Source organism: Paraburkholderia sp. C35, assembly GCF_003121405.1.
Lineage (GTDB): Bacteria > Pseudomonadota > Gammaproteobacteria > Burkholderiales > Burkholderiaceae > Paraburkholderia.
Genome location: NZ_QBUY01000044.1, coordinates 16,398 through 32,862 on the forward strand (window position 1 = coordinate 16,398; position 16,465 = coordinate 32,862).

The 16,465-nt window shown below is 64.4% G+C and carries 14 protein-coding genes; 5 read left to right on the forward strand and 9 right to left on the reverse strand.

Annotated features, from left to right (window positions below):
* Positions 1 to 2 precede the first annotated feature (2 nt).
* The 5 genes from DK391_RS23885 to DK391_RS23905 form a co-directional block, all read right to left on the reverse strand.
* The gene (locus tag DK391_RS23885; protein WP_109480465.1) at positions 3 to 830 is read right to left on the reverse strand and encodes a sulfite exporter TauE/SafE family protein; all 828 of its coding nucleotides are present in this window, start codon (positions 828 to 830) and stop codon (positions 3 to 5) included.
* Entirely contained in the window at positions 827 to 2,857 is a 2,031-nt protein-coding gene (locus DK391_RS23890) for an alpha-glucosidase (protein ID WP_109480466.1), read from the reverse strand. Before DK391_RS23890 ends, DK391_RS23885 begins: the two co-directional genes overlap by 4 nt.
* Before the next feature lie 51 nt (positions 2,858 to 2,908).
* On the reverse strand, positions 2,909 to 4,657 hold the full coding sequence (locus DK391_RS23895; RefSeq protein ID WP_109480467.1) for a solute:sodium symporter family transporter: 1,749 nt from the start codon (positions 4,655 to 4,657) through the stop codon (positions 2,909 to 2,911).
* Between the two features lie 138 nt (positions 4,658 to 4,795).
* Complete coding sequence (locus DK391_RS23900) at positions 4,796 to 6,262, reverse strand: NAD-dependent succinate-semialdehyde dehydrogenase (RefSeq protein ID WP_109480507.1); 1,467 nt, start codon at positions 6,260 to 6,262, stop codon at positions 4,796 to 4,798.
* A gap of 23 nt (positions 6,263 to 6,285) precedes the next feature.
* Complete coding sequence (locus tag DK391_RS23905; RefSeq protein WP_109480468.1) at positions 6,286 to 7,176, reverse strand: SMP-30/gluconolactonase/LRE family protein; 891 nt, start codon at positions 7,174 to 7,176, stop codon at positions 6,286 to 6,288.
* Positions 7,177 to 7,354: 178 nt separating this feature from the next.
* On the opposite strand from DK391_RS23905, the gene DK391_RS23910 reads away from it, so the two are divergent.
* Positions 7,355 to 8,425: a LacI family DNA-binding transcriptional regulator gene (locus tag DK391_RS23910; protein WP_109480469.1), complete on the forward strand. Its 1,071-nt coding sequence runs from the start codon at positions 7,355 to 7,357 to the stop codon at positions 8,423 to 8,425.
* Here DK391_RS23910 and DK391_RS23915 read toward each other — a convergent pair.
* Positions 8,413 to 8,658 (reverse strand): hypothetical protein, encoded by a 246-nt coding sequence (locus DK391_RS23915; protein ID WP_109480470.1) that lies wholly within the window; start codon positions 8,656 to 8,658, stop codon positions 8,413 to 8,415. The genes DK391_RS23910 and DK391_RS23915 overlap by 13 nt on opposite strands.
* 409 nt (positions 8,659 to 9,067) lie before the next feature.
* Between DK391_RS23915 and DK391_RS23920 the strand changes: the two genes are divergently transcribed.
* Positions 9,068 to 11,491, forward strand: a complete 2,424-nt coding sequence (locus DK391_RS23920) for a membrane-bound PQQ-dependent dehydrogenase, glucose/quinate/shikimate family (protein ID WP_109480471.1) — start codon at positions 9,068 to 9,070, stop codon at positions 11,489 to 11,491.
* Entirely contained in the window at positions 11,491 to 12,513 is a 1,023-nt protein-coding gene (locus DK391_RS23925) for a porin (protein WP_109480472.1), read from the forward strand. Before DK391_RS23920 ends, DK391_RS23925 begins: the two co-directional genes overlap by 1 nt.
* Here DK391_RS23925 and DK391_RS23930 read toward each other — a convergent pair.
* Together DK391_RS23930 and DK391_RS23935 are read right to left on the reverse strand one after the other, a co-directional pair.
* Positions 12,510 to 13,343, reverse strand: coding sequence for an aldo/keto reductase (locus tag DK391_RS23930; RefSeq protein ID WP_109480473.1), 834 nt, complete (start codon positions 13,341 to 13,343; stop codon positions 12,510 to 12,512). The two genes, DK391_RS23925 and DK391_RS23930, sit on opposite strands and share 4 nt — an antisense overlap.
* 49 nt (positions 13,344 to 13,392) lie before the next feature.
* Complete coding sequence (locus DK391_RS23935) at positions 13,393 to 14,220, reverse strand: amidohydrolase family protein (protein WP_109480508.1); 828 nt, start codon at positions 14,218 to 14,220, stop codon at positions 13,393 to 13,395.
* Between the two features lie 150 nt (positions 14,221 to 14,370).
* Between DK391_RS23935 and DK391_RS23940 the strand changes: the two genes are divergently transcribed.
* Both DK391_RS23940 and DK391_RS23945 read left to right on the forward strand, forming a co-directional pair.
* Positions 14,371 to 15,267, forward strand: a complete 897-nt coding sequence (locus tag DK391_RS23940; protein WP_109480474.1) for a LysR substrate-binding domain-containing protein — start codon at positions 14,371 to 14,373, stop codon at positions 15,265 to 15,267.
* Positions 15,268 to 15,417: 150 nt separating this feature from the next.
* Positions 15,418 to 15,822 carry a DUF3331 domain-containing protein gene (locus DK391_RS23945; RefSeq protein ID WP_109480475.1) on the forward strand — a complete coding sequence of 135 codons (405 nt, stop codon included), beginning with the start codon at positions 15,418 to 15,420 and terminating at the stop codon, positions 15,820 to 15,822.
* Positions 15,823 to 15,882: 60 nt separating this feature from the next.
* Here the strand turns inward: DK391_RS23945 and DK391_RS23950 are convergent, their stop codons facing one another.
* Positions 15,883 to 16,455, reverse strand: coding sequence for a YbhB/YbcL family Raf kinase inhibitor-like protein (locus tag DK391_RS23950; protein ID WP_109480476.1), 573 nt, complete (start codon positions 16,453 to 16,455; stop codon positions 15,883 to 15,885).
* Positions 16,456 to 16,465: the final 10 nt, after the last annotated feature.

Consider the following 16,465-nt stretch of genomic DNA (forward strand, 5'->3'; position numbering starts at 1 on the left):
ATTCACGCCGTGATAGAACGAAGTTGAGAGGATGCCGCGCTGACCTTGGTCTTCGTGTTCGCCTTCGCGCTCGCGTTCGTGACGGCGGGCGCGACGAGACTCGCGCCAGCAATCGCCAGCAGTACGAACACCACGCGCCGCACGGCGGCCGGCGACCAGTTAGGCGGATAGCGGCGCGCGAGCCACGTGACGATCAGCACGATCGGCAATGCTTCGACGCTCAATGCGAGCGACGCCGCATCGAAGCGCCCTTGCGCCAGCACGATGACGAGCCGCAGCACGGCATTGACGGCGAACAGCAGCACCAGCGTGTCGCGCACGACCACGCGATCGAGCGGCTGGCGATACAGATGGAACACCATCGGCGGACCGGCGCTGGCGAACACGCCGCCCATCACGCCGGAAATGCAGCCGTAAAACGCGAACGTACCGGGCGATGCAAGCTGTGCACGCGGCTTCGCCTGCACGACCAGCAACAGGCTGCACGCGAGGATCGCGAGTCCGAGCGCGAAGCGCACCACGCCGATGGCGTTATCGGATAGCCACGCCAGCAGGCAGGCGCCCATCGCCACGCCGACCAGACTGCTGCCATACGAAGGCGTCAGCAGACGGCGCGGCAGCGCGGGCACGCCGCGCACCAGCAACGCGGCGTTGGCGAGCACCATCACCGTGACCACGTTCGCGGCAACGGGCAATGGCGCAAGATGAAACACGGCGACGAGACCGAGCAACACCAGACCGAACGCGAAACCCGTGAGGCTCTGCGTGAACGTCGCAGTCGCGACGCACACGGCAAACAGCAGATGGTGGAGGAACGGACTGAGGCTCACGCTGCGTCCTTTGCCAGCGCGAGCAATTGCGCTTCGCGTGCGGCGCCGGCGCGCACGAACACGGGCGGCTCGCCGAGCGGTGCGGCCACTTCGATGGACTGGCCGCCGTCGTAGCGCGTGCCGCTCCACAGATGCGTCCACGCATCGCCTTGCGGCAGATACACGCGCCATTGCTCAGCACCTGCTGCATGAACCGGCGCGACCAGCAGATCGCGGCCATACAGGTACTGATCCTGAATCGCGTAAGTCGCGCGATCGTGCTCGTAATGCAGAAACAGCGGACGCTGCAGCGGCAGACCGCGCGCCGCCGCTTCATCGACGAGTCCTTGCACGTAGGGCTTCAACGCAACGAAGACACGCGTCATGCGCGCGAAGTGGGCGAGCACATCGGCGTCCTGCCAGAACTGGAAGTTTTCGTCGGGACGATTGCCTTCGTGCGTGCGCATCATCGGCGTGAAGGCGGCCATTTCGGCCCAACGCTGGAACAGCTCCGGCGTGCGCCGGTTGCCGAACAGACTCGTATAACCGCCGATATCGCTATGGTGGTACGCGTTGCCGAGCAGCCCCGACGACAGCGCGCCGCAGATCACCGTCTGCAAGCCATCGTGACGCGTGAAATCGACGGATTGATCGCCGGCCCACAACAGCGGGCAATGCGCCTGCACGCCCGTATAACCCGCGCGCATGAAGAACACGGCATCGCCGGTGCGGCCCGCGTCTTCGATCGCACGCGCATTGACCTCGGCCCACAGCGTCGGCCACGCGTTGTGCATCAGCTTCGCGTCGATGCCGTTCGCGAGCGTGACGTCCGTCGGCAGGTATTCACCGAAGTCTGCCATCCAGCCGTCGAGGCCCTGGTTCAGCATCTCGTCGCGAATCACGCGCTGCTCGAACCAGCGCGACGCCGCCGGATTCGTGAAGTCCACCACGCCGCAATCGAACTCGCCGAAATCGACCAGATAGTCGCTGCCATCTGCGCGCGTGGCCAGATAGCCGGCGGCTTTGGCTTCGACATACAGCGTGCCGTCATTACACAGATACGGGTTCACGTAGCCGAGAAAACGCACGCCATCGGCGTTGAGTTGCTTCACCCATTCCGCGTGCTGCGGATAGCGCGTTTCGTTCCAGCGCCAGTCCCAGAAGAGACGCTTGCCAAACGAAGTCTGGCGAATGCCGACCCAGTCTTCGCACCACAGACCGCTCACCTTGAGGCCCGCCGCGCGGCTCTGCTCCATGATGGCTTGCGCATGTTCGCGGCCATTTTTCAGGCCGAGAATCGCGCCGTCCATCACCCATGCAGGCAACGCGGGCTGACGGCCAAAGCGTTGCGAAATGCGTTCGACGAGCGCGACGAAGTCATCGGCAATCAGGAATTCGAGCCGCTCAGGAACGGCCCAGAATTGCAGTTCATGCCGCTCGGGATGACGGAAATCGAAATCGGCATAAGCCGTGGTTTCAGCGTGCAGACAGTACTTCTGCGACGACACGAAAGTCGGCTGCGGATAGTTCGTGTTGTAGTAATCGCCGCCCGACTTCGACGTCGTATCGGCCTGCCAGGTCAGATGCGTGCTCTTGTCACGGCCAACGCCCGGCTCCGAGGTCCACAGCGGATAACTGCGGCCACGCAGATCGAAGTACGACATCTGCTCGCCGCAGCCCCACACATGTTCGTTGCTCTGCGCAGGCACGCGCCACCACACTCGGTTGATCTCGCCGTTTGCCGCCGTCAGCGCCAGTTGCACGCCATGCGTTGTGCGGCTGGCGATGAAAGTCAGCTCGGCGTCGGCTTGCGCGTCGCGCGCCAGTTCCACGCGCGCGCTGCCATCGTCGAGCAGGGTCAGCCGCGCGTCGCGCAGCGCCACGCGTTCTTCAACGTAATCGCTGATGTCGAAATTGCCGCGATACATGTCGATCGTCTCGACGCCATGTCCCACGAACACAGCGGGTGCATCCGGCGCATGTTCGAAAAGCGTGCGGCCCGCGGCGCGCAACACGAGCTTGCCGCCCGCTTCTTTCTGCCAGTTCATCAGCTTTACCTTGCTATTACGTTGAGTTGATACGGTTTCGTTACGGCGCGCTCAGTGTCCGTTGGACTCGCTGGGCGACTGGCTCCACGCCAGCGCACGCTCACCCGCCGATGCACGGCGCCGGAACAGTGCGATCAAGGCGACGGCCACACACCAGGTCAGCGCGATCAGCACTTCGTATTGCGTCGTCACGCCGCCTTGGCGCGCCACGCCGATCGGCGAGAAGGTCAGGTAGATGCTGACCAGCATCGCGATCAGGAACACGCTCATCGTGCTGGCGTGACGCCATGGCGTGAGGTCGCCCGTTTGCCGCGATTGCGGCTCATATGCCGTGGCACGGCGATGACGTTGACCGAGCACCAGCATCAGCGCCACTTCGCACACGAACAGGATGCCCATGATGTGAATGAAGTTGATGCCGAGCAGCTTGTCGACCTGGAACACGAGAATGCCGAGCGTGTAGACGATCACATGCAGCAGCAGCACCATCTTTGCGGGGAATGCGCCGATCTTCTTGCTGAAGAAGCCCACCAGCACGACCGCGATAATCGGAATGTTGTAGAAGCCGGTGAAGCGGCGCATCACTGTATAGATGCCGTCCGGTGCGTACATCAGCAGCGGCGCGACCAGCAGCGACACCACGGCGATCACCACGCTTGCCGTCTTGCCCACGCGGATCAGCTTTTCATCGCTGGCTTCCGGCTTCCACACGCGGTAGAAATCGAATGCGATCAGCGTTGCCGTACTGTTGATCACCGCATTGAAGTGGCTCATCACGGTGCCGAACAGCACGGCGATAAAGAAGCCTTTCGCCCACCACGGCAGCACGTCGGTGACGAGTTGCGGATACGCGAGGTCCGGACGGCTCAACGGATGCGACGCATACAGGTGATACGCAACCACGCCCGGCAGCATCATGATGAGCGGCACAAGCAGCTTCATCAGACCCGACAGCAGCACGCCCTTTTGCCCTTCGGCGAGGCTCTTTGCTGCGAAGGTGCGCTGCACGATGGCCTGATTCGTACACCAGTAGAAGAGATTCGCGAAGATCATCCCCGTGAACAGCGTGCCGAACGGCACGGAGTCGTGCGGGCCGCCAATGGCGGAGAGTTTCTCGGGCGCCACCGTCGCGACGGTATGCACGCCGGCGAGAAAATCGCCATGGCCGAGCGCAAACAGACCGAGCACGGGCACCAGCAGACCTGCGACCAGCAGACCGACACCGTTGATCGTGTCCGACACGGCCACCGCGCGCAGCCCGCCGAAAATCGCATACAACGCGCCGATGATCCCCGACATCCACACGAGAATCGTGATCGTCGCCGGATACGACGTGCCCAGCAGCGCCTGCACGCCGAACACCTGGTTGAAGGTGATCGCGCCGAGATACAGGCCCGACGGATTCGCAACCAGCATGTAGCCGATCACGAAGAACGCACTGACCACGCGCCGCGTAGTCGAATCAAAGCGTTCTTCGAGAAACTGCGGCAAGGTCGAGAAGCCGCCGCGAAGGTATCGCGGCAGAAAGAACATTGCGAGCGCGACGGTCGCAATCGCAGCCGTGCATTCCCACGCCATCGCCGAGAGATTGTGCGCGTAGGCATCGCCGTTCAGACCGACCATCTGCTCGGCGGACAGGTTGGTCAGCATCATCGAGCCCGCAATGAACCAGCCAGTCAGCCCGCCGCTTGCCATGAAGTAGCCGCGCGCGCCGTGATCCTTCGCGCGGCGCGTGAACAGGTACGACACGAAGCCGACCAGCGCGGTGAAAAAAGCAAAACTCAGTATGGTGAAAATCATTGTCTCCTCGTCCCTTTGAGGTTGTCGTCGGGCTTCGTGCGGGCGATGCGCCTGGCAACCTGCGCCGCTATTTTCGCAGCGCTGCGATTTCAGTGCGAAATTTGCAGCGCTTTGTAAGGCTCGCCGTTCAGCCAGCCATCACGCCACGTGCATGCACAGGTATTTCATTTCGAGGTATTCGTCGATACCGTATTTTGAACCCTCGCGCCCGAGGCCTGACTGCTTGACGCCGCCAAACGGCGCTTCCGCTGTCGAGATCAGCCCCGTGTTGATGCCGACCATGCCGAACTCCAGCGCTTCCGCCACGCGCCAGACGCGCGCCATATCGCGGGTGTAGAAGTAGCTGGCAAGGCCGAACTCGGTGTCATTGGCGAGCGCGATCACGTCCTGCTCGTCGGTGAAACGCATCACGGGCGCGACCGGGCCGAAGATCTCTTCACGCGCCACGCGCATCGACGGCGTGACGTGGGTGAGCACGGTCGGCGCGTAGTAACGCCTGGTCTGATCGCTGCCCAGCGCCAGCGCTTCGCCGCCGCACAGCACCTTCGCACCTTGCGTGCGCGCATCGTCGACCAGTTCGCCGATCTTGGACAACGCACGCGCGTCGATCAGCGGACCGATCTGCGTCGAAGGCTCACGTCCGTCGCCGCAACGCAGCGCCTGCACGCGCGTCGCGAGCTTATCGATGAAGGCTTCGTAGATGCCGGCTTGCACGTAGAAACGGTTCGCGCACACGCAAGTCTGGCCGGCGTTGCGGTACTTCGAAATCAGTGCGCCTTCGATCGCCGCATCGAGATCCGCGTCGTCGAACACGATGAACGGCGCATTGCCGCCCAGTTCCAGCGACAGCTTCTGGATATGCCGCGCGCCTTGCTCCATCAGCCGCGCGCCGATACCCGTCGATCCCGTGAACGACAGCTTGCGCACAATCGGATTGCCCGTCAGCTCTTCGGCGATCGGTTGCGGATCGCCCGTCACGACGTTGAGCACGCCAGCCGGAATGCCCGCGCGCTCGGCGAGCGCAGCCAGAGCGAGTGCCGAAAACGGCGTCTGCGATGCGGGCTTGAGCACCATCGTGCAGCCCGCTGCGAGCGCCGGACCGGCCTTGCGCGTAATCATCGCGGCGGGGAAATTCCACGGCGTGATCGCGGCGCACACACCGACGGGCTGGCGGATCGTCAGCAGACGCCGGTCATTCGACGGCGTCGCGATCACATCGCCATCCACACGGCGCGCCTCTTCCGCAAACCATTCGATAAAGCTCGCCGCGAACGCGATCTCACCCTTCGCTTCGGCGAGCGGCTTGCCCTGCTCCGCCGTCATCAGCAACGCGAGGTCGTCCTGATGGTCGAGCATCAGATCGTGCCACTTGCGCAGCAGCGTCGCACGCTCCTTGGGCGTCAGCGCGCGCCACGCGGGCAGCGCGGCTTGCGCTGCGTCGATGGCTTCGCGCGTTTCGACGGCCGTCATCGACGGCACACTGGCAATCAGCGCGCCCGTAGCGGGATCGGTGACGTCGAAGCTGCGGCCATCGCGCGCCGTGCGCCATTCGCCGCCGATCAGGCATTGCGTGCGCAACAGAGTGGGGTCTTTCAGATCAGGCATGTCAGGTTCCGTCGATAGAAAATTCATACCGATGCGCGCCAGCGCGGTTCGGGCAATCCCGGCACTTGCGTGCGCATGGCGAAGAGTCCGCCCGCCAGCGGCTCGCGTTCGAGTTCCTCGGCGCTGCGTCCGGCGCGCGCCGTCGTGATGTAGAGCGTGCGCAGATCGTCGCCGCCGAACGCGCACATCGTCGGGCAGCGCACGGGCAACGGATACACCGCATCGACGCTGCCGTCCGGCGCGAAGCGGACCACGCGCCCGCCTTCGTAGAACGCGCTCCAGTAGTAGCCTTCGGCGTCGATCGCGGCGCCGTCGGGGCGGCCACGGTCGCTCGCCGTCGGCTGGATGCGGGCCCACACTTCGGCTTCGCCTGTTGCGCCCGTTGCGAGGTCATACGCGCGGCGGTAGATCGTGAAGTTGGGTGTGTCGGAGTGATAGAGCCAGCGGTTGTCCGGGCTGAACGCCAGTCCATTCGACGTCAGCAGACCCGCTGCCAGCGCGTCGAGCTTGCCGTCTGCGAAGCGGTACAGGTGCGCGTTGCCGCCTGCCTTCGGTTCATCGATGGTGCCCGCGAAAAAGCGGCCTGCCGCGTCGCAACGTCCATCGTTGAAGCGGCTCGTGCGCACGTCTTCCGGGTTGGCAGCGAGTTGGCCCGTCGGGCGCGCAGCCTCGTCGAGCATCCACATGCCCGAGCGCAGCCCGGCGATAAAGCCACCGCCCTCGCGCAGCGCAAAGCAGCCGATGTGCTCCGGCAGCGCAAACGTCTGATCCACACCCGTCGCGGGATCGAAGCGGTGCAGCGCCGGTTCGAGAATATCGACCCAGTACAGCACGCGCTCGCGCTCATCCCAGCGTGGGCATTCGCCGAGTTCGGCACGGGCGTCGAGGACGCAGCGGGGATCGGAAGAAGACATGTCACCGTAAGCTGTTTAGGGCGCATCGCTAAAATCGCAGCGCTGCGAAATAATAGCGCTACGATTCTGGAGACCGATACCAGGGTTAGTGCGGAGACAATGACTCGTTGCGCTGCGTCAATTACAATATAAGCTCCGCGCCGATGGTGGCGCCTGCCCTTCCCACCGCTTGCAGCCCATGTCTCAGACAGCCAAGGCACCGCGCTCCCGGCGCAGCACCAACCGGGTCACGATGGACGACGTCGCCGCCCGTGCGCGCGTGTCGGCCAGTTCCGTTTCGCTGTTCCTGCGCAATCCCGAGGCGGTGTCGCCACGTATCGCGCCGCGCATCAAGCAGGCCATCGACGTGCTCGGCTACGTGCCGAACCTGCTGGCGGGCAGTCTCGCCGCGGCGCGCACGCGCGCGATCGGCGTGGTGGTGCCATCGCTCGGCAACGCGTTCTTTTCCGCGACGGTCGCGGCGATGCAGACCGAGTTCGACCGCCACGGCTATCAGTTGCTGCTCGGCGCGACCGAATACCAGCCGGGCCGCGAAGCGGATCTCGTGCGCACGTTCCTGTCGTGGTCGCCCACGGCGCTGGTCGTGACTGGCTGCCGTCACGACGACGAAACCCGCGCGCTGCTGCGTAGCGCACGCGCGCCCGTGGCGGAAATGTGGGAACTCGGCGATCAGCCGTTCGACCTGCAGGTGGGTTTCTCGCACTACGCAGCGGGCGAAGCCGTCGCGCGTCACATGCTGGAAATCGGCGCGCGCCGCGTGGCGTTCATCGGCGCGCGCATGGCGAGCGACGTGCGCGCACGGCAACGCTGCGAAGGGTTCAGCCGGGAAATGCTGAAGGCGGGCATCGAAGCGCGCATCGAAGACGTACCGGGCGATGCATCGCCACAAACGGGCGCACACGCGCTGGCCGACATTCTGCAGAACATGCCGGACGTGGACGCCATCGCCTGTTCGAACGACGTGATCGCCCTTGGCGTGCTGTTCGAAGCGCAGCGGCGCGGCATCCCGATTCCGCAGCAACTGCGCGTGGCCGGGTTCGGCGACTTGCCGTTCAGCGAAGAATGCGTGCCGCCGCTCACCACGGTTCAGCCGCGCGCAAACGAGATCGGCCTGCGCATCGCGCAGGAACTGATGGAGCGCACCGACCACGAACCCGCCGACGACATCGAGCCGCGTATCGTCGATGTCGGCTTCGAACTGGTCGTGCGGGCCAGCACGTCAAACGTCTTGACCGATCACGACGCGTAATCGGACGCGGTCAGCGGCGACGTCTGCACAGTCGGACGCGCCTCGCGCGCAAACAACCGGCGGCATGCCGCGCGATTCTGCGCGCTGCCCGTCGCAAACGACACCGAATCGCACATCGCCGTCGCACCATTGCCGGAATGGCCGGCTGCGGGGCTGGCTGGCTGCAAGGTGCTGGCGTTCGCGGCACTCGCTGCCAGCAGCAAGGTCAATGCAAATGGCTTGAAAATCGTCATGGCTTTTCGCGCTGGATCCCTTGTCGCACAAGGCCTGGCGCGCCTCTCACTACAGTCTTTGAAGTCTAGCAGTTGCCCGTGCGGACTTCACAGAAGGGCCGCTGCAAAAGACTCTTGAAGAACGCGGAACGATCTCGCGCGCAGGCGCCCTGTCCGACCTCGCTGCAGTGCACATCCGTTTTGCGTTAAAATGTACGAACTAGTTAGTTCTATGTGAATTTGCGCTGTTCCTGCAACGCGCATCTCCTCACATCGCACGCGTCGCGCCCAGCCATCGCCCGGTGCGCGCCTGTGCCAAACCATCACGATGGATTCCATCGCGCGTCGACTTTCCGGCGGGCTGCGCGCGCACGCGCGCGGCCCGTGGCGTTTCGCGCGCGCTCACTTTGCGTACCCATGAAAACAAGCCATGTCCAAGCAACCTCAAACTAAGCCCATATCGACGGGCGCCCGCGTCGGCCTGATGCTCGCTGGCGGCGTTGGCCTGCTGCTCGGCCTGTACTTCGCGATCGGCGGCGCGCTGCTCATCGCGCGTGGCGGCAGTGCGTACTACCTGCTGATGGGACTCGCCGTGTGCGCAACGGGTATCCAGCTGGCGCGCCGCAAGCCTTCCGCCTGCGTGATCTTCGCGCTGGTGATCGTGGCGACCGTGCTGTGGGCCATCTGGGAAAGCGGCTTCGATTTCTGGCCGCTGCAGACGCGCATTTTCATGTTCACGATACTCGGCATGCTGCTCGCGCCCGTCTATCCCGCGCTGCGCCGCCTTCAGGGACTAAGCCCGGCGAAAGGCGCGGCATGGGTGGCGAGCCTCGTGCTGCTCGCGTGCAACGCGGGCTTCGTGTACGGCATGTTCGTGCCGCATGGAACGTTCGGCGTGGAGGCCCGTGCGGCTGCGGGCGCAAATGGTGACAACGGAAGCGGCGACTGGTCCGCATACGGGCACTCGGCAGGCGGCGACCGCTTCGCCGGCTACACACAGATCAACCGCGACAACGTGAAGAACCTGCAGGTCGCGTGGACCTACCATACGGGCGACGTGCCCGTCAGCCCTGGCGGTGGCGGTGCGGAAGACCAGCAAACGCCGCTGCAGATCGGCGATACGCTGTTCCTGTGCTCGCCGCACAACACCGTGATCGCCGTCGATGCCGCCAGCGGCCACGAAAAATGGCTTCACGCCTTCCCGACCAAAACCACCGTCTGGGTACGCTGTCGCGGCCTCGCGTATTTCGACGCGACGAAGCCCGTGCAACAGCCGAACGTCGCCGGTTCGACGCCCGTCACGCCCGTTGTGGTCCCCGATGAACACGCTGCCTGCCGCCGCCGCATCTACATGAACACGATCGACGCGAAGCTCGTCGCGCTCGATGCAGACACCGGCAAGCTGTGCGCCGACTTCGGCAGCAACGGCGTGATCGATCTCAAGGCGGGCCTCGGCAGCGCGGCAAGTCCGCTGTACGAACTGACTTCGCCGCCCACCGTGGCGGGCACCACCGTCGTGGTCGGCGGCCGGGTGGCCGATAACGTGTCGCTCGACATGCCGGGCGGCGTGATACGCGGCTTCGACGTGATGACGGGCGCCATGAAGTGGGCGTTCGACCCCGGCAATCCGCAGGACAAGCAGGCGCCTGCGGCCGGCAAGACCTTCACGCGCTCGACGCCGAACGTGTGGGCGCCGATGTCGTACGACGCGACATCGAATACGGTGTATATGCCTGTCGGCAGCGCGGCAATCGACCTGTGGGGCGTGAAGCGCACGAAGCTCGACGAATCGTATGGCGCGTCGATCCTCGCGCTCGACGCGACTACCGGCATCGAAAAGTGGCACTTCCAGACCGTCCATCACGATCTGTGGGACTACGACGTGCCGATGCAACCGACACTCGTCGATTTCCCTGTCGATGGCAAGACGGTGCCTGCGCTGATCGTCGGCACGAAGATGGGCCAGCTGTTCGTGCTCGACCGTCAGACGGGCAAGCCGCTCACGAAGGTGATCGAGCAGCCGGTCAAAGCCGCGACGATCCCGAACGAACCGTATGCGAAGACGCAGCCGCTGTCGGTCGGCATGCCGCAGATCGGAGCGGAAGTACTGAAAGACGCCGACATGTGGGGCATGACGCCCATCGACCAGATGATGTGCCGCATCACCTTCCGCGGCATGCGCTACGACGGCCTGTTCACCGCGCCGGATACGGATACGTCGCTCAGCTTCCCCGGCTCGCTCGGCGGGATGAACTGGGGCGGCCTGTCGTACGATCCGAACGCGGGCATGATCTACGCGAACGACATGCGCCTCGGCCTGTGGGTGCATCTTGTGAAGGAAGACCGCAAGGCAGGCACGTCGAACGGTAATGAAGCGGTGAATGCCGGCATGGGTGCCGTGCCGCTCGGTGGCACGCCGTACTCGGTGACGAAGGACCGCTTCTTCTCGCCGCTCGGCATTCCGTGCCAGAAGCCGCCGTTCGGCAGCCTGACGGCCATCGACCTGAAGACGCGCAGCATTGCGTGGCAGGTGCCGCTCGGCACGGTGAAGGACACGCGTCTGTGGGGCGTGCAGATGCATATGCCTACGCCGATCGGCATGCCGACTATCGGCGGCTCGCTCAGCACGGGCGGCGGCCTCGTCTTCTTCGCGGCGACGCAAGACTACTATCTGCGTGCATTCGATAGCTCGACGGGCCGCGAGGTCTGGAAAGCGCGTCTGCCCGTCGGCAGCCAGGGCACACCGATGAGCTACGTGGTGAACGGCAGGCAGTACATCGTGATCTCGGCGGGCGGCGCGCGCCAGTCGCCGGATCGCGGCGATGACGTGATCGCTTACGCGCTGCCGCAATAATGCGCGTCGTGCAACGCACCAGGATAGCGCTCGCGATATTCGCCGCCTGCGCCGCGAGCGCGCACGCGCAGTCGTCCGTCACGCTCTACGGCGCGCTCGATACCAGCATTGAGATCACCAATCCTGGCGGCGGCTACGTCGCGCGGATGGATTCGGGCGCGTATCGCGGCTCGCGTGTCGGGCTGCGCGGCGCGGAAGACATCGGCAACGGCGTGCAGATCCTGTTCGATCTGGAGAATGGCTTCAGTTCGGGCAACGGCTCGCTCGCCGTTGCGAACACGATCTTCAACCGTCAGGCGTGGATCGGTGCATCGACGCCGTACGGGACCGTGCGCGTCGGCCGCCAGTACTCGCCCATCTACATTCCGTTCAAGGGGCAACTCGATGCCTTCGGCGCAGGCACCATCGCATCGGGACTCGACAACCTGTCGAAGATCACGCCGTACGCGAGCAATGCCGTCACGTATCTGTCGCCGGAGTTTCACGGCTTTTCGACCACGCTGATGGCCATGTTGCGCGATGCCCGCGATAACGACGGCAACGGCCTCGCCGGCCATATCGAAACCTTCGCGTGGCGCAACGGGCCATTCCGCATTTCGTATGCGCACCAGCAGACGCACGGCGATGGCGCATTGCGCGCCAACCTGGGCGGCGTGTCGTATGTGTACGGTCCCGTCACCGGCTTCGTGTCGTTCTTCAATGGCGACGGCGGCACGCCGCGTTATCACAACGATGGCGTGTCCGTATCGGCACGCTATGCTGTCACACCGCGATTGCGCGCGTCGCTCGGTTACACGTTTCTGCGCGACCGCTCGGGCGGCGACAACGATGCCGACCAGTTCAGCGCGGCCTGCGAATACGATCTGTCGAAGCGCGTGCTGCTTTACGCCAGCGCGGGCTGGCTGCGAAATCGCGGCGAGGGCGAGTTCACGCTCAAGGGCGTGAACGTGACGGGCCTCACACCATCGTGGCCGGGCGCCGCGGTGCGAGGCGTGCAACTGGGGATGATCGACCGGTTCTAGGCGCCGGCCTTATCCCACTGCGGCGCGAACGCCGGATTCACGAGGCGCTCGTGCTTCGGCAGCGCGGCAATCGTCGCGCGGTCTTCATCGTCGAGACACACATCGAGCGAAGCGAGATTCGAGGTCTGGTTCGCCAGGCCCGCCGCCTTCGGCACGGCAGCGACGTTCGGCTGTTCGAGCAGCCAGGCCAGCGCGATCTGCGTCGGCAGCACGCCGTGCTTGCGTGCGATGGCGGCAATCTCCGCAATCTCCGACACGCGATTGCGCGCGAGCGGACTATACGCCGTCAGCGCCATGTCATGCTGCCTCACGAATTCGAGCAGCTTCGTCTGGCCGAGCGTCACGTGATATTCGACCTGAAGCGCTGCAAGCGGCGCGCCGATCGTCTCGACAGCCTCACGCAACAACGGCAACGGAAAGTTCGCCACGCCGATCGCGCGCGCCAGCCCGCGTTCCTTCAGGCTCACGAGCACATCGAGCGTGCGGCGCAGGTTCATGTCCGGCGTCGGCCAGTGGATCAGGAACAGGTCCACGTAATCGCTTTGCAGATCGCGCAGCGAGCGCTCGAACGAAGCTTGCAGCGCCTGCGGTTCGAGCTGGTCCCACCAGACCTTGCTGGTCACGTGAATCTGCTCGCGCGGTACGGATGTCGCCGCGAGCGCCGCGCCGACCGCATCTTCGTTCTGATAGCCGGCCGCCGTATCGATATGCCGATAGCCGAGTTCGAGCGCCTGCACGACAGCACGCGTGCAGTCTTCGCCCGTCATCGGCCAGGTGCCGAGACCGAGCTTCGGCATGTCGAGGCCGTGCCGGTTGACGATGTGTTCCAAGCGTTGTTTCTCCATCGTTGATAGGGGTGGTTGGGTGCGCGACTGCGTGTCACTCGAAACCGAACAGCCGCCGCGGCGTGTCCCACTGGATCTGACGACGCGTGGCCGCATCGGGGACGATCTGTTCGAACAGCGTCAGCAAGGGTCCGTAATCGAGGCGCTCGGGCGCGCGCAGGAACGGCCAGTCGGAACCCCATACGCAGTGTTGCGGACCGAAGGCGCGCAGCAGCGCATCCGCATAGGGCCACGCATCTTCATACGGATGCGCTTTCGCCGAATACTTTTGCCAGCCCGACAGCTTGACGCTCGCGCGGCCGGAATCGGCCAGTTTCAGCAGCGCCTGAAAGCCCGCCTGCCCGACGCCTGCGGCGATGTCGGGACGCCCGCCATGGTCGATCACCACCTGCGCGGCCTGCCGCGCGAGCCACGGCCCGAGCACGGCCATCTGATCGCCGCACACCTGCACCTGCGCGACCATGCCGAGATCGGCCAGCATGGCGAAGAGCGCACCGGCATCGCGTACCAGTTCGATACCTTCCATCGCGGGATTGAACGCGACGCCGGCCACACCCGCGCGCTGCAGCGCGATCAGTTCGTGACGGCTGATGTCGTTATCGACTACCGCGATGCCGCGAAAGCGCCCTTCGTACGCCTGCAGGGCATCGAGCATGCAGCGGTTGTCGGTGCGATAGCCGCTCGTCGGGCCGACCAGCAGCGCATGCCGCACGCCATACGCGTCCATCACCCGGATGAACTGCGCGGCGGTGCCGATTTCCTGCTGTGCAGGCCGGTACGCCGTGTCCTCGCGATAGGGAAAGCGCGCCGGGTCGAAGATATGGCAGTGGCAGTCGATCTTGTCTTGTTCGAATACGCTCATCTCAGGTTCCATGTGCCAGCCGTGCCTCTGCCGCGCGCCACCGCGCAGATCGCGCACGGCCATACTAGTGAGTCGCGGCGCCGCCGTCGTATACCGTGTTTAGGCTACCCTATAACCTTTGGTTAATACTTGCACGGATACGGAACAACAATGCGTTTCAAGCTGCGACAGATGGAAGTGTTCCGCGCGGTGATGCTGACCGGCTCGATCAATGCGGCAGCAAAGATGCTGTACGTGTCGCAGCCTGCTGTCAGCAAGCTCGTCGCTCACACGGAGACCACGCTCGGGCTGCGCCTCTTCGAGCGCACCAAGGGCAGGCTCGTGCCGACCGCGGAAGCGCAGGCGCTCTATCGCGAGGTCGAGCAGGTGTATCAGTCGGCGCTGCGTGTCGATGCGTTTGCGCGGGCGCTGGCGCGCGGGCCGGCCAGCCTGCTGCGGGTCGCGTGCAGCCCGTCGCTCGCGCCCGCGGTGGTCGCGCCCGCCATCGTCGAACTGAAGCGGCAGTTGCCCGGCCTCAATGTCGACTGGCACACGTCACTGATGGCCGACATGCCCCTCGAAGTGTTGAGCAAGACCATCGATGTCGCGATCACATCACTGCCGATCGAACACGAACACCTGGAAGCCGTGCCCTTCATGCGCGGCCGGATGGTCTGCGCGCTGCCGCCGGGCCATCCACTCGCCGCACGCGAACGGATTGCGCTCGCCGATCTGGAGCAGGAGCCGATGATCCTGTTCCGGCGCGACATCCCGTTCGGCACGATGATCGTTCACGCGTGCCAGCAGGCCGATGTCGAACTGACTTCCGTGGTCGATGTCACGCGCGCCGATCAGGCGCTGGCATTGGTGCGCGGCGGACTCGGGCTGACGATCGTCGACGAGTTCGCAGCGCGTGATATCGATTGCACCGTGCGGCCGCTCGTGGAAGCGCTCGAGATGGTCGCGACCTTCGTCTATTCGAAGTTCTCTCCGCCGTCGCTTAGCGCGAGCTTGCTGATGGAAGCCGTGCGCCGTCGCGCCGGACAGCTGGAACGACAGATCGATTGATGTTTCAGATGCAACGCCGTGCTTGCCTTCGCGAGTCTTCTGCGCATCGCGCCTTCCCCCTACGATTGTTCCTGCGCACATCGCGCACGACGCAACCCGCCACGACAGCACGTTGTGACGCCGTTCGCCACATCGTAGGAGAGAATGGAAATGAGCCGCATTGATCCATGGAGCCATATCGTCAGCGGCTTGCACGAACGCAAAGCAATCAACGCACAACCTGATTCCGCACTCGCCGTGCGCCACGCGCGCGAGCGCAACAGCCCGATGCCGCCCGCGATGGCAAACGCTGCATCGATTCGCCGTATCGAATGGCAAACTACCTGCACGATTCTGGTTTCGTGGAGCGATTCGACGCTAGGCCGCATCGAGGATCAGACATGGCGTGCCGGCTTCGCGCGCGCTTCAGGTGTGTGCGGACTGACGGGCGAACCCGTTCGCCGTGGCGACCCCGTGTTCCGTCCGCTTCAACGCGGCGGCGTACTGCCGAGAAACGCATTCGATATGATTCGCGCCGACAGATTGAGCGCGTCCAACACCGGCACACCGAACTGACGACAAACAACGGATACAAAAAAGCGGAAGATCGCCATGCGATCTTCCGCCTTCACGCACTCACTGCGCCGCGCGTCGATACCTCGCTACATAGCTCGCCTGCGCGAGGATGTTGCCGTGCATCTGATACGCGACCAGCGCCGGACTCGACGCCGCTTTCACATCGATACCCGCAACGCTCAGCGCCGATACCGTGACGATGTAACGATGCCCTTCGCCCTGCGGCGGGCAAGGTCCGCCGTACTTCGACTCGCCAAAGTCCGTCAACGTTTCGATTGCACCGGCGGGCATCCGCTTCGGGTCGCCGGACGCGCCCTTTTCAAGCGATGTTTGCGATGCCGGTATGTTGACGACTTCCCAATGTGTCCAGCCGAGACCGCCCGTGGGCGCATCGGGATCATGAATGGTCACGACAATGCTCTTCGCACCGGACGGCACATGTGACCACGAGATATGCGGCGAAACGTTATCGCCGTGACAGCCGAATCCGCCGTACACCTGTTCGTTCACGAACCGGCCCTGGCTCAGGCCATCGACCTTGACCTTGAACGGCTCAGCAAAAGCATGAACCGGGAAAAGCGCGGCCAGCATCGAAACACCGATCGTTGCGCGCGCAAGAAGATGGGATCTCATCGTGTGCTCC